This window comes from Pseudorhodobacter sp. (genome assembly GCF_030452865.1).
Lineage (GTDB): Bacteria > Pseudomonadota > Alphaproteobacteria > Rhodobacterales > Rhodobacteraceae > Pseudorhodobacter.
Map to the genome: position 1 here is coordinate 1 of NZ_JAKDLJ010000067.1, position 12,583 is coordinate 12,583.

The 12,583-nt window shown below is 61.8% G+C and carries 13 protein-coding genes and 1 other RNA gene; 11 read left to right on the forward strand and 3 right to left on the reverse strand.

Going from position 1 to position 12,583, the window contains the following annotated elements:
- Both L0H65_RS06155 and mnmD read right to left on the reverse strand, forming a co-directional pair.
- On the reverse strand, nucleotides 1-580 hold a 580-nt coding region (locus tag L0H65_RS06155), incomplete at its 3' end, for a DMT family transporter (protein ID WP_301457960.1).
- The gene (mnmD, locus tag L0H65_RS06160; protein WP_301457961.1) at nucleotides 577-1,248 is read right to left on the reverse strand and encodes a tRNA (5-methylaminomethyl-2-thiouridine)(34)-methyltransferase MnmD; all 672 of its coding nucleotides are present in this window, start codon (nucleotides 1,246-1,248) and stop codon (nucleotides 577-579) included. The genes mnmD and L0H65_RS06155, both read right to left, overlap by 4 nt.
- 52 nt (nucleotides 1,249-1,300) lie before the next feature.
- Between mnmD and L0H65_RS06165 the strand changes: the two genes are divergently transcribed.
- Nucleotides 1,301-2,341: an FAD-binding oxidoreductase gene (locus tag L0H65_RS06165; RefSeq protein ID WP_301457962.1), complete on the forward strand. Its 1,041-nt coding sequence runs from the start codon at nucleotides 1,301-1,303 to the stop codon at nucleotides 2,339-2,341.
- 60 nt (nucleotides 2,342-2,401) lie between these two features.
- Nucleotides 2,402-4,051, forward strand: a complete 1,650-nt coding sequence (locus tag L0H65_RS06170) for a thiamine pyrophosphate-binding protein (RefSeq protein WP_301457963.1) — start codon at nucleotides 2,402-2,404, stop codon at nucleotides 4,049-4,051.
- Nucleotides 4,052-4,191: 140 nt separating this feature from the next.
- Here the strand turns inward: L0H65_RS06170 and L0H65_RS06175 are convergent, their stop codons facing one another.
- Nucleotides 4,192-6,141 (reverse strand): lytic transglycosylase domain-containing protein, encoded by a 1,950-nt coding sequence (locus L0H65_RS06175; RefSeq protein WP_301457964.1) that lies wholly within the window; start codon nucleotides 6,139-6,141, stop codon nucleotides 4,192-4,194.
- A gap of 158 nt (nucleotides 6,142-6,299) precedes the next feature.
- Between L0H65_RS06175 and dapA the strand changes: the two genes are divergently transcribed.
- The 9 genes from dapA to rsgA all read left to right on the forward strand — a co-directional run.
- Nucleotides 6,300-7,175, forward strand: coding sequence for a 4-hydroxy-tetrahydrodipicolinate synthase (gene dapA, locus L0H65_RS06180; RefSeq protein WP_301457965.1), 876 nt, complete (start codon nucleotides 6,300-6,302; stop codon nucleotides 7,173-7,175).
- A gap of 61 nt (nucleotides 7,176-7,236) precedes the next feature.
- Complete coding sequence (locus L0H65_RS06185; RefSeq protein WP_301457966.1) at nucleotides 7,237-8,103, forward strand: DMT family transporter; 867 nt, start codon at nucleotides 7,237-7,239, stop codon at nucleotides 8,101-8,103.
- Between the two features lie 61 nt (nucleotides 8,104-8,164).
- Nucleotides 8,165-8,638 (forward strand): SsrA-binding protein SmpB, encoded by a 474-nt coding sequence (smpB, locus tag L0H65_RS06190; protein ID WP_301457967.1) that lies wholly within the window; start codon nucleotides 8,165-8,167, stop codon nucleotides 8,636-8,638.
- Between the two features lie 88 nt (nucleotides 8,639-8,726).
- On the forward strand, nucleotides 8,727-9,011 hold the full coding sequence (locus tag L0H65_RS06195; RefSeq protein ID WP_301457968.1) for a hypothetical protein: 285 nt from the start codon (nucleotides 8,727-8,729) through the stop codon (nucleotides 9,009-9,011).
- A 150-nt stretch (nucleotides 9,012-9,161) separates the two neighbouring features.
- Nucleotides 9,162-10,022 carry a 3-mercaptopyruvate sulfurtransferase gene (gene sseA, locus L0H65_RS06200; RefSeq protein ID WP_301457969.1) on the forward strand — a complete coding sequence of 287 codons (861 nt, stop codon included), beginning with the start codon at nucleotides 9,162-9,164 and terminating at the stop codon, nucleotides 10,020-10,022.
- A 27-nt stretch (nucleotides 10,023-10,049) separates the two neighbouring features.
- Nucleotides 10,050-11,234 carry an amino acid aminotransferase gene (locus tag L0H65_RS06205; RefSeq protein ID WP_301457970.1) on the forward strand — a complete coding sequence of 395 codons (1,185 nt, stop codon included), beginning with the start codon at nucleotides 10,050-10,052 and terminating at the stop codon, nucleotides 11,232-11,234.
- Nucleotides 11,221-11,874: an HAD family phosphatase gene (locus L0H65_RS06210; protein ID WP_301457971.1), complete on the forward strand. Its 654-nt coding sequence runs from the start codon at nucleotides 11,221-11,223 to the stop codon at nucleotides 11,872-11,874. Before L0H65_RS06205 ends, L0H65_RS06210 begins: the two co-directional genes overlap by 14 nt.
- A gap of 36 nt (nucleotides 11,875-11,910) precedes the next feature.
- Nucleotides 11,911-12,009, forward strand: an RNA gene (ffs, locus tag L0H65_RS06215) — signal recognition particle sRNA small type.
- A 192-nt stretch (nucleotides 12,010-12,201) separates the two neighbouring features.
- On the forward strand, nucleotides 12,202-12,583 hold a 382-nt coding region (rsgA, locus tag L0H65_RS06220; protein ID WP_301457972.1), incomplete at its 3' end, for a GTPase RsgA.

The following is a 12,583-nucleotide window of genomic DNA, read 5'->3' on the forward strand; positions in this document are numbered from 1 at the left end:
TCATCACGCAGCCGATGATCCCCGACCAGAAGAACGAAATGAATGCAGGTTCATCCCGCGTCGCAAGCCGCGTCAACAGGCTGTAGACCGCGAACATCAGCGCACTGATCAGCGGCAGCAAGCTGTCGATCGAGAATACACCACCATCGGGTTGCAGGATGATCGCGACGCCGACCATGCCGATCAGGATCGCGGCCCATCGCCGCCAGCCCACCTTCTCCCCCAGAATCGGCATGGCAAGCCCGGCAATCATCAATGGGCAAACCGCGAAAATCGCGTGGGTGTTGATCAAACCGATACGGGTATAGGCCAAAACCATGAGGCAAATCTCTGCGATCAGCAGGGCAGAGCGGAAAAATTGTAACCAGGGGTGACGCGTGCGCACCACTTCCCGAAAACTGCCGCCCTTCATCCGGGCCTGCACGATCACGAATGCCGCAAAGACCCAATAGCGGATCATCACGATCATGTAGACGCTGTAGATACCGCCCAGATACCGCGAAAACCCGTCTTGCACCGCAAAGACAAAGACGGTCGCCATCATCAGCAAGATGCCGAGGCGGGTGTTCTGGGCAGTCATTTCAGCAGCGTTCCTGTGGTCATGTGGCGTTTGTGGCCATGGCCTTTGCTCCGCTCTACGCTAAATCCTGCGGCTTGCAAGCCGCGTCGGACGTAACCTGCCGCCGTATAGGTCGCAAATGTGCCGCCGGGCGCAGTGTGGCGGCCAACCTGTGCCATCATTGCCTCATTCCACAACTCCGGGTTCTTGGCAGGTGAGAACCCGTCGAGGAACCACGCATCCGCCGCACCCGTCCAACGCGGCAAGGTTTCGCGCGCGTCACCGATCACGACTTCCACCGCGACCGGTCCAAGCTGGAACGTCCGCGCACCCCGCGCCCATTGATCCAGAAATGGGTCTGCAACCGCACGCGCTTCCGGGAAAGTGCAAAGTGCGCGGGCGATATCCGAAGCCATCATCGGATAGGCCTCAAATGACGTGAAACGGATCGGTGCATCCGCCACCAGCAGCGTCGCCAACAGGTTCAGCCCGGTGCCAAAGCCCAATTCCGCAATATGGAAACCGGAGCGGAACCGCGCAGGCAGATCATTGCCCGCCAGAAACACATGCCGCGTCTCCTCCAACCCGTTGGCAAGACTGAAATAGGGGTCATCAAAGCGGGTTGAGACCGGCAGAACCCCGTCGCGCCAGTCAATCGCTGCATTCTCAAGACTGGTCTGTTCCGACATTCTCAAATCGCCTATGGCTCGGGTCGGGCGACAATGGGCAAAGGGGCGCGGAATGGCAACGCCGGATATCACGGTACATGGCGCGGGCATCTTTGGCCTCTCTATCGCTTGGACGGCAGCCAAACGCGGGGCAACTGTTCGCGTGATCGAGGTTGCCCATCCCGGCGCAGGCGCATCCGGCGGTATCGTCGGCGCGTTGGCACCGCATGTTCCGGAAAACTGGAACGCCAAGAAGGCGTTTCAACTGCAAAGCCTGTTGATGGCAGAGCGCTGGTGGGCAACGGTTCAGGCCGCAGGTGGGCTAGACCCGCTCTATGCGCGCACGGGGCGGTTGCAACCCGTCGCGGATGATGCGTCACTCCGGCAGGCGCAGGCGCGCGCTGCCACCGCCAAAACCCTTTGGCAGGGTCGCGCCACTTGGCAGGTAGTTCGCGCCACCGGGGCGGATTGGGAGCCATCCAGCCACACCGGCTGGCTGATCCATGACACGCTGACCGCCCGCCTGCATCCACGCGCGGGGCTTGCAGCCCTGATCGCTGCCTTGCGCGCCAAGGGCGTTGATATCACGACCTGCGCCGCCGACGCGCGTGGCCCGCAGGTCTGGGCAACCGGCTATGCGGGCCTGCTTGCGTTGTCACAAGACCGGCCTCGCCAGGTTGGGGGCGGCGTCAAGGGCCAGGCCATCAGCCTGCGCCATGACGCCGGCGACTTGCCGCAGATTTTCACCGACGGGTTGCATATCATCGGGCATGGTGACGGCACGGTTGCCATCGGCTCCACCTCGGAACGCGAGTGGGCGGACCCGGCCACCACCGACACGCGGCTTGACCTATTGCTGGAACAGGCGCGCGCCGCCCTGCCCTGCCTTGCCCATGCGCCGGTGGTGGAGCGTTGGGCCGGGATCCGTCCCCGCGCCCGCAGCCGTGCGCCGATGTTGGGGCCATGGCCCGACCGCCCCGGCCACTTCATTGCCAATGGCGGCTTCAAGATCGGCTTCGGCATGGCCCCGCTGGTCGCCGAAGCGATGACCGATCTGCTGCTGGAAGGGCGCGACACCATCCCCGAAGGTTTCCGCGTCAGCGCCAGCCTTTAACCTCTTGATCCTGCCAGCACTCCGGCGCACCTTGTCCCAAAGCAGATTCAGGAGGCGGTAATGCGGCACGGTGGCAAGATTTTGGTGGATCAACTGGCGGCGCAAGGGATTACCCGCGTGTTTTCTGTACCGGGGGAGAGCTTTCTGGCAGCTCTCGACGCGCTGCATGACAGTGGTATCGAAAATATTGTCTGTCGTCAGGAAGGCGGTGCCGCGATGATGGCCGAAGCGCATGGCAAGATGACCGGCAAGCCGGGCGTATTGTTCGTGACGCGCGGACCGGGGGCCACCAATGCCAGTGCAGGGATCCATATCGCCAAGCAGGACAGCACGCCGATGGTGGTTTTCGTCGGCCAGATCGCGCGCGAACACCGCGACCGCGAGGCGTTCCAGGAGGTGGATTACCGCGCCGTCTTCGGCACTCTTGCGAAATGGGCCACTGAAGTCGACCAGATCGAGCGCTTGCCCGAATATATCAGCCACGCTTTCCACCTTGCGACCTCAGGCCGTCCTGGTCCGGTGGTTCTGGCGCTGCCTGAGGACATGCTGTCGGCTACGGCCGATGTGACGGACCTGCCCGCGGTCAACGGACAACCCTTTGCCATCAGCACCGAACAGGTGCAGGCCGTGACTGACGCGCTGACGGCGGCAAAGCGCCCTCTGGTGATCGCAGGCGGGCCGAATTGGTCGGCGCAAGCTGCCGCCGATCTCGAAACCTTCGCTGAAAGCTGGAACCTGCCGGTCGCGGTTTCCTTCCGCAGACAGGACCGGATGAGCAACGATCACCCGAATTTCGTTGGTGACCTCGGCGTTGGCATGAATCCCAAACTCGGTCGGATGCTGACACAGGCCGACGTGTTGCTTGTGCTGGGCGCACGGCTTGGCGACACCACAACCAACGGGTACGAGTTGCTCGATCCCACAAAACCCGGCCCGCGCATCCTGCACATCCACCCCGACCCAAGCGAATTGGGCCGCGTCTTTCACCCCACACTCGCCATTCCCGTACGCGCCGACCAGATGCTGACACGACTCGCCCAAACCAAAGGCAAAGGCGATTGGGCGGAGTGGGCAAATACCGCCCGCACCGATTACGAGGCGTGGCAAAAACCGGTCGAAACCCCCGGCGCTGTTAAGCTGGAACAGGTGGTCGCCTGGTTGGCCGAAAGCCTTCCGCACGACAGCATCCTGACCAATGGCGCAGGCAATTACGCGGCCTTCTTGCACCGCTACTATCGCTTCCGCAGCTATGGCACACAACTTGCCCCCACATCCGGCTCCATGGGCTATGGCTTTCCGGCCTCGATTGCCGCAAGCCTGCAAAACCCGGATAAAACCGTGGTCTGCATGGCAGGGGATGGTTGCTTCCAGATGACTTGCAATGAGGCGTCAACGGCCATTCAACACGGCGCAAAACCCATTGTGATCGTCGCCAACAACGGCCGCTACGGCACCATCCGCATGCATCAGGAACGCCACTACCCCGGTCGCCCCTCCGGCACAGACCTTGCCAATCCCGATTTTGCAGCCCTCGCCCGCGCCTATGGCGGCCATGGCGAAACGGTCAGCGATCAGGCCGATTTCCCTGCCGCCTTCGCGCGGGCCCAAGCGGCGAACACCTTGGCAGTAATCGAATTGAAACTCGACCCCGACATGCTGACAACCGGCCAATCCCTCAGTCAGGTACAGAAAGCCTCGGCCAAGACCTGAAACCCCTTGCCCGTCTTCTCTGCGAAAATATCCCGGGGGGTAATGAGCGTTAAAAAACGCCCCAGTGGGGCGTTTTAGTGAAGAACGCCTGCCCCGCGGGCAGGCTGGGGGGGCTGGCCCCCCGGCGCTCGGCGGCTCCATCACCGCCCGGTCAATTCCGCCGACACATTCACCGGCCCGACTCGCCCGCGCAACCGCGCACGGTAGATCACCAGCGATTCCACCACGCGCATCACATAGGTGCGGGTTTCGGCATAGGGGATTTCCTCCACCCAATCCACAATATCCACATCCGGCGAACGCGGGTCACCAAAGGCGGTGATCCATTGCCGCGGACGCCCCGGCCCGGCGTTATAGCCCGATGCAATCAGGGCCACAGCGGGGCCAAACTCCTCTACCAATTGCGCCAGATAGGCTGCCCCCAGTCCCACATTATAGGCCGGATCGGCAGTCAGACGGCCCAGCGCATAGTCCTGGCCCAGCTTGCCCGCCATCAGTTTCGCCGTCCCCGGCATCACCTGCATCAAGCCGCGCGCGCCTGCGGGGCTGATCACCTCGGCGTTGAACTCACTTTCCCGCCTGGCGATCGACAGCGCCAATGCGCGGCTTACGGCCAAACCCTCCGGCACCATATCCACAACCGGGAAATAGGCGCGCGGAAGGATGATCCCCCGCGCGGCGGCCTGCTTGCCGATCAACACGGCGATATGCGGCTGCCCCAATTGCAACGCCAGATCGGCGAGTTGGTCCAATTCCACCGCGTTCAAACCTTCCGCCAGATGCAGCATGAAGCGCTTTGCCAGCGCCACATCGCCCGCCTCCAGCAAAAGCCGCGCCGCCGCCAGCACGGATGACCCGGCAAAACGCGCCTTGCGCCAATCGGGCGGGCGCGCGTCCGACAGCAGTGCCGGGTCAAGCGTCAGACCCAACCGTTCCGCCGACAACAGCCCGTAATAGGCCGTCTGATGTTTCGCGCCTTCGCGCAGTGACAACCGTGCCGCGTCGAGATTGCCCAGTGCCTCCTGCGCGCGCGCTTGCCAGTAATGCGCACGGCTCAGACTGATCGGGGTGCTGACACCTGCCTCCAGATGTTTGAAATGCGTCAGCGCGGTTTTGGCATCCTTCAAGTCACGCAACGCAATGAAACCGGCCAGAAACTCCAGTTCTGCGTAATCGCTGCCCCCGGTCAGCCGATGTTCGGCAGCGATGCGGTACGCCTCTCGCATCCGGCCCGCATCCATCAGGTCATGTACCAGAATCGGGCGGCGGTCGGCCCAAAGCTCGGGCCGTCCCAATGCCTGCGCGGAAACCGAGCGTTCAAGGATCAGCGCCGCCGCGCCATCCAGCAAGCCCTTGCGCGAGCGCCACAAGAACCGCTCATAGGCCAGACCGGGATCGCCTGCCAAGGCGGCGGGCACCGCTGCGATCAACCCGTCCACATCGCTGCGTCCGGCGCGCAGAGCGATCCTTGCTGCCGCCAAAGCACGCCAACCCGGCGAGACGCGGGGCAACATCCGCTCCGCCTCCCCACTGCGCCCGGCCCATAGCAAGCCGTCCAACCGCGCCTCATTCGCGCCGGTAGCGCCGGGAAGGTTGGCAAACAGCGCCTCTTCTGGCGCATCGAAACGCATCGACACCCAAGCGGACCGCGCCCCTTCGGCAGCCTCAGTTTTTTTGCCTGTCTGTGTCAGTGCTTGCACCAAAGCCATCGCACCTTCAGGCGTTGACGGTTTGTCCCTGGCGAAATAGGCGATTACGCGCGCCGGGGTGGTGGACCGGGCGACAGCCATCTCACCCTTTTGGTGCAAATAGTCCAAGCCCGGCCAATCGGGGTGACGCTGCAAGAAGGATTCGTAATCGCCAAGATAGCCTTCGCCCGCGCGCAGGCGCTGCCATTCGATGATGTCATGCGCCACACCGCTTGGCACCAAAGCAAGCGCAGCAGTCCAGTCTTTCGCCGTTGCCGCCACCAAAGCCCCGCGCAAAGCGGTTGCATCCTCGGCATGGCCGGCTGTGCCAACACCAAAGACAGCCGCAACGATCAAGCTGCGGATCAAAGAAGGCGCGCGAAAGGTCGGTGATTTGCTCATGCCGCATAACTTGCCACCGCACCGCCGAAGCCGCAACTCACATCCCTGCGCGCAGGCAAACTGCTGCCACGCTTGGCAAGCCCTGCGCTTGGCGTTAGGAAGGCGCGGAAAGCTACGGACGACTCATATCGTCGTCCACCAGAGAGGAGACGCGTCCCATGTTCAAAGGTTCCATGCCCGCCTTGGTCACGCCGTTCAAGAACGGCAAACCGGACCTGGAGACGCTGAAAAACTTGGTGGAGTGGCATATCGCCGAAGGCAGTTCTGCGTTGGTTCCGGTTGGGACCACCGGCGAAAGCCCGACGCTCAGCCACGAAGAACATATGCAAGTCACCGAAACCGTGGTCAAAGCTGCCGCAGGTCGGGTGCCGGTGATCGCGGGGGCGGGGTCGAACAACACCGCCGAAGGGATCAAGCTGATCCAGCACGCCGAACGCGCGGGGGCATCGGCGGCACTGGTGGTGACGCCCTATTACAACAAGCCGACGCAAGCCGGGATGATCGCACATTTCACCGCGCTGCACGATTGCTGCAATTTGCCAATCTTCATCTATAATATTCCGGGTCGTTCCGTGGTGGATATGTCGCCCGCGACCATGGGCGAATTGGCAAAGCTGCCACGCATCATCGGGGTCAAGGATGCGACCGGTGACCTGTCCCGCGTACCCAAACAACGCATGACCTGCGGGCCGGATTTCATCCAGCTTTCCGGCGAAGATGCCACCGCTTTGGGGTACAACGCGCATGGTGGCGTGGGCTGCATTTCCGTCACCGCCAACATCGCCCCACGTCTATGCGCGGAATTTCAAGCCGCGACTCTGGCCGGGGATTTCGGCAAGGCGCTGCTGCTTCTTGATCGGTTGATGCCTCTGCATGAAGCTATTTTCATCGAGCCCGGCCTCGTCGGTGCCAAATATGGCGTGGCGAAACTGGGTCTATGCTCAGAGGAGGTGCGCTTGCCGCTGATCGGCCTGACCGATGCCACCAAGGCCCGGATTGACGCGGCCATGCGCCACGCCGGCTTGATCAACTGATCGAAAATTCCGGCGGGTCAGTCCTGCCGGGGTTTCAAACCCGAAAGCACTTGCCTTGGCGATGAACAGCAATCTGCAAGGCAGTCTTTTGATGATCGCCGCAATGGCGGGTTTCGCGGTCGAGGATATGTTCCTCAAAACCGCCTCTGAAACCCTGCCGGTGGGACAAATTCTGATGATTTTCGGCTCGGCAGGCATGATTGCCTTTGCCTGCCTTGCAAAGATGCAGGGCGCGCGCCTGATCACCGCTGACACCCGCAATCCCGCCATCATCATGCGCGCCGGGTGTGAGGTGATGGGTCGGTTGTTCTATACCCTTGCCCTAGCATTGACACCGCTTTCGCTCGCCTCCGCCATCCTGCAAGCGACCCCTTTGGTGGTCGTTGCCGGGGCCGCGCTGATCTTTGGTGAAACCGTGGGTTGGCGGCGCTGGTCGGCCATTACCTTCGGTTTCATCGGCGTGCTGGTGATTCTGCGGCCGGGGTTGGCGGGGTTCACGCCGCTGTCCATTCTGGCGGTTATAGGGATGCTCGGCTTTGCCGGGCGCGATCTGGCAACACGGGCCGCCCCCAAAACCCTGTCAAACCTGACGCTTGGCGTTTACGGCTTCGCAATGATGGTGCCCACCGGGGCGCTGCTGCTGGCGTGGTCCGGGGGTGTCCAGCGGCCTGATCTGCAAGCAGCCATGGCGCTGGCTGGTGCCACGGTGTTCGGTGTCGCGGGCTACTATGCGTTGACCGCCGCCATGCGGGTTGGTGAGGTGTCGCTGGTCACGCCTTTCCGCTACACCCGGCTTTTGTTCGCTTTGATCCTGGGTTCGCTGGTGTTTGGCGAAAACCCGGATGCCGCCATGCTGATCGGCAGCGTGATCATCGTCGCCTCGGGTATCTACACGCTGCTGCGCGGACGCAAGGCCGGAGCGCGCTGACCGCCGGGTCAGACGCCGCCATCTGGACAGTCGCGCGCCAAGCGCCTATCTGACAGGGGCCATGATAAAACACAGTGACCCCAATTCGAAACTCATCGCCGAGAACCGCCGCGCGCGGTATGATTTCGCAATTCAGGATGACATCGAAGCAGGAATAATGCTGCTCGGGTCAGAGGTGAAATCGCTGCGCAAGGGCGGCTCCAACATCGCGGAAAGCTATGCGAGCGTGGAAGATGGCGGGCTGTGGCTGATCAACAGCTACATCGCACCCTATCTGCAAGCCAAAACATGGGGGCACGAAGAACGCCGTAAACGTAAATTATTGGTGTCGCGCAAGGAATTGGCGCGGCTGTGGAATGCGACAGCGCGCGAAGGCATGACCATCGTGCCGTTAAAGATGTATTTCAACGAACGCGGCATGGCGAAGGTGAAAATCGGAATCGCCAAAGGCAAAAAGAACGCCGACAAACGCGAAACTTCGGCCAAACGTGACTGGGATCGCCAAAAAGCGCGCCTTTTGAAGCAGAATCGCTGAAATTCCCCTTTTTTTATGATTCCATTGGGCAAATGATCCCGTCTGATGGCGCACAACCCGTGCAGCGATCTAACAAAGGACGTTTTACATGGAACTCATCATCAGCCTGATCGCGGGCGCTTTGGGAGGCAATGCCGCAGGTGGCTTGCTCAAGAATCTCAGCCAGGGTCCGGTCCTGAACTCCATCCTTGGTATCGTTGGTGGCGGCATTGGTGGGCAGATCCTCAGCATGCTTGGTGCGGGCGGGGTGGCTGCGGGTGCGGCTGGCGGCATGGATATCGGATCCATCGTCGGCTCCATCGTCTCCGGCGGGGTTGGCGGCGGCGCTTTGATGGCGATTGTCGGCGTCATCCGCAATATGATGGCGAAGTAACCCCGGCAACGAGCAGACGACCCAAACGCGAGCGCCCTCGGTCATCCGGGGGCCGCTTTGCTTTCAGCACACGCCCGATGGTGGCGGTCCGGCCTTGCCTCAGGCGCTGCATCCGATATACCCGGACCATTGCCAGCAAAGGAGCCGCCGATGACACCCGCCCCGCAAGAAGACCCGAAAACGCTGGTTTCAACCGACTGGCTGGCGCAACATCTGCAAGACCCGGACCTGCGGATCCTTGATGCGTCCTGGCACATGCCTGCAACCGGGCGCGATGCCTTCGCTGAATATAATGCCGCCCATATTCCCGGCGCGCGGTTTTTTGATATCGAGGCGATTTCTGACCACCGGTCCGAACTGCCGCATATGGCACCGCCGGTGGAAAAATTCATCAGCCGGATGCGCGCGATGGGCGTGGGCGACGGCCATCAAGTCGTGGTCTATGACAGCACCGGCCTGTTTTCCGCCGCCCGCGTTTGGTGGACATTCCGCCTGATGGGCAAGATGGATGTCGCCGTGCTGGATGGCGGGCTGCCAAAATGGCAGGCCGAGGGCCGAGAGACTGAAGATCTGCCCCCCATTGTGCGCGATCGTCACATCACCGTGCAGCGCCAGTCCGGCCTTGTGAAAGATGTGACGCAAGTGGCGCAAGCCTCCAAACTGGGGGAGACGGAGATCATCGACGCCCGCGCCGCTGCCCGCTTCCGGGGCGATGAACCCGAACCGCGCGCAGGACTTCGCGCCGGGCACATTCCCAATGCGAAAAGCCTGCCCTTCGGGGATTTGCTGAATGCAGATCGTACCATGAAATCCCCCGAGGCTTTGAAATCGGCCTTCGTGGCGGCAGGCGTGGACCTGGCAAAACCGGCGATCACCACTTGCGGTTCTGGCGTCACAGCCGCGATCCTGTCGCTGGCGCTGGAACGCATCGGGCATCGCAACCACGCGCTCTACGATGGCTCCTGGTCGGAATGGGGCATGTATGATGATCTGCCGATCGCCAAGGGCTGACGCTTCAAACTATTGAAAGTAAACGACATGCTGAACGCGCTGCACCCGCAACCGCAAGACAAGATCCTGCAACTGATTCAGATGTATAAAGACGACCCGCGCGACACCAAGATCGACCTTGGCGTTGGCGTCTACAAGGATGCCACCGGGTTGACCCCGGTGATGCGCGCGGTGAAAGCGGCGGAAAGGCAGCTTTGGGAGGTGGAGAATACCAAAACCTATACCGGGCTTGCGGGCGATCCGGCCTATGCCGAGGCGATGCAGGATTTGCTGCTGGATGGGACGGTCCCGGCTGATCGGCTGTCGGCTGTGGCAACCCCCGGCGGGACCGGGGCCATTCGGCAGGCGCTGGAACTGATCCGGCTCGCCACCCCCGAGGCAACAGTCTGGCTGTCGAACCCGACCTGGCCGAACCATCCTTCGATCATCAAATATCTTGGCATGAGGATGGCGGAATATCGCTATTTCGACACGGAATCGCGCGGCGTTGATTTTGACGGCTTGTTGGCCGATCTGGCGGCGGTCAAACCCGGCGATGTGGTGCTTTTGCACGGCTGCTGCCACAACCCGACCGGAGCGAACCTGACCCTGCCGCAATGGAAAGCGGTGGCCGATCTGCTGGAGAAAACCGGGGCCATTCCTTTCATCGACATCGCCTATCAGGGCTTTGGCGACGGGTTGGAGGAAGACGCGGCGGGCTTGCGGCTAATGGCCAAGCGGATGCCGGAGATGCTGATTGCGGCGTCTTGTTCGAAGAACTTCGGAATTTACCGTGAACGCACCGGAATATTGATTGCCGTGTCACCGAAAGCCGAAATGCGGGCAACGGTGCAGGGCAATCTCGCCTTCCTCAACCGCCAGAATTACAGCTTCCCGCCCGATCACGGCGCGCGGTTGGTCACAATGATTTTGAATGACCCTGCGCTGCGCGAGGATTGGCAGGCGGAGTTGGAGGAGGTGCGCCTGAACATGCTGTCCCTGCGGGAACAACTTGCGACGGAATTACGGCGGCTGTCGGGATCGGATCGCTTCGGTTTTCTCGCACAACATCGCGGCATGTTTTCGCGGCTGGGGGCAACGCCGGAACAGGTGGAGGCGCTGCGCCGTGACCACGGGATTTACATGGTGGGTGACAGCCGGATGAACATCGCCGGGCTGAACGCGCGCACCGTGCCGATTCTGGCCAAGGCAATCATCGGTGTCGGTGTCTGATCCGATGCAGTTTGACGCGGTTATCTTTGATCTCGACGGCACCTTGCTGGATACGGAATCACTTGCGCAAAAGGCCGGTTTGCTGGCTTTCGCCGATTGCGGTGTGTCGGTGGAACCATCCTTCCTGCATGGGTTGATCGGCCGCGATGACGTGACAGGCGCCGGCATCGTGCGGGCACATTACCCCGAGATGGATTTCGACGTATTTTCAAAGTTCTGGCGCCGTCGCGTTGATGAGCATTTTGCCGCTGGCATCCCGCTGAAACCCGGCACGCATGAGTTGTTGGGCGCGATCCGGCTGCCAATGGCAATGGCAACATCTTCCACGCGCCGGCAATTGGACCTCAAGCTGGGCGTCACGGACATCGCTGGCTATTTCCGCCATTTCGTCACCTTCAACGATGTGACGCTGGCAAAACCCGCACCAGAACCCTTCCTGCTGGCCGCCCGACTTTTGGATGTCGATCCCACACACTGCGTCGCGTTTGAAGACAGCGAGGCGGGGGCGGAAGCCGCCTATAACGCCGGTATGACCGTGGTGCAGGTGCCTGATATCAACCCCGCCTCCGGTCGTTTCGCGCATGTGGTGGCCCCCGATCTGCTGACAGGCGCACGCGAGATCGGTCTTCTGCCCAACTGATCTTGCTATCCTCATTCGCTCCGCCTATATCGGGGGCGAGGGGTTGGCGCGGGCAGGTGCCTCGCCAACTTGGTCAGGTCCGGAAGGAAGCAGCCACAACGAGCCCCACTTGGGTCGATGTCCAGCCTCTCACCGCATATCGCGGCGCTTTCGCCGCCGCCAACGGGATCAACCATCATTTCCCCTGATACGCCCAAGAATCAAAGTGCGGATAACCTGTCGCTTGAAACCCTCGGCTGGGGCACGTTTTTCGCGGATCAACTGACGGCTGAGGATGAACCTCACCTCCCCGCTCGTGTCGCGCAGGTTCATCGTGATCGGCTGGCGGTGTTTGCGGCAAGCGGCCCGCGTGAGGTGGCGCTGCCCAATGGCCACCCTTCGGGCAGTTTCGCAGTCGGCGATTGGGTGCTGATCTCCGCCAGCCAATCGGTTATGAAGCGCCGGTTGGAGCGCCGCAGCCTGTTGCAACGCCGGGTCCATTCGCGCGCCGGCAGTCGCAACATCGGGGAGTATCGGCTGATCGGGGCCAATATCGACACACTGTTCATCACCACCTCCTGCAATGCCGATTTCAACGTGGCGCGGTTGGAACGCTACCTGACACTTGCGCATGATGCAGGCGTGGAACCTGTGATCCTGCTGACCAAGGCAGACACATCGGACACCCCCGAAACCTACCGCGAAGGCGCGCAAGCCTTGGGCCGTGATC

Bases quoted from the DNA above. Each gene is read 5' to 3' on its own strand.
- mnmD (WP_301457961.1), bottom strand. From the start codon at position 1,248: ATGTCGGAACAGACCAGTCTTGAGAATGCAGCGATTGACTGGCGCGAC.
- L0H65_RS06170 (WP_301457963.1), top strand. From the start codon at position 2,402: ATGCGGCACGGTGGCAAGATTTTGGTGGATCAACTGGCGGCGCAAGGG.
- L0H65_RS06175 (WP_301457964.1), bottom strand. From the start codon at position 6,141: ATGAGCAAATCACCGACCTTTCGCGCGCCTTCTTTGATCCGCAGCTTG.
- L0H65_RS06205 (WP_301457970.1), top strand. From the start codon at position 10,050: ATGCTGAACGCGCTGCACCCGCAACCGCAAGACAAGATCCTGCAACTG.
- L0H65_RS06195 (WP_301457968.1), top strand. From the start codon at position 8,727: ATGGAACTCATCATCAGCCTGATCGCGGGCGCTTTGGGAGGCAATGCC.
- L0H65_RS06185 (WP_301457966.1), top strand. From the start codon at position 7,237: ATGAACAGCAATCTGCAAGGCAGTCTTTTGATGATCGCCGCAATGGCG.
- smpB (WP_301457967.1), top strand. From the start codon at position 8,165: ATGATAAAACACAGTGACCCCAATTCGAAACTCATCGCCGAGAACCGC.
- sseA (WP_301457969.1), top strand. From the start codon at position 9,162: ATGACACCCGCCCCGCAAGAAGACCCGAAAACGCTGGTTTCAACCGAC.
- L0H65_RS06165 (WP_301457962.1), top strand. From the start codon at position 1,301: ATGGCAACGCCGGATATCACGGTACATGGCGCGGGCATCTTTGGCCTC.
- dapA (WP_301457965.1), top strand. From the start codon at position 6,300: ATGTTCAAAGGTTCCATGCCCGCCTTGGTCACGCCGTTCAAGAACGGC.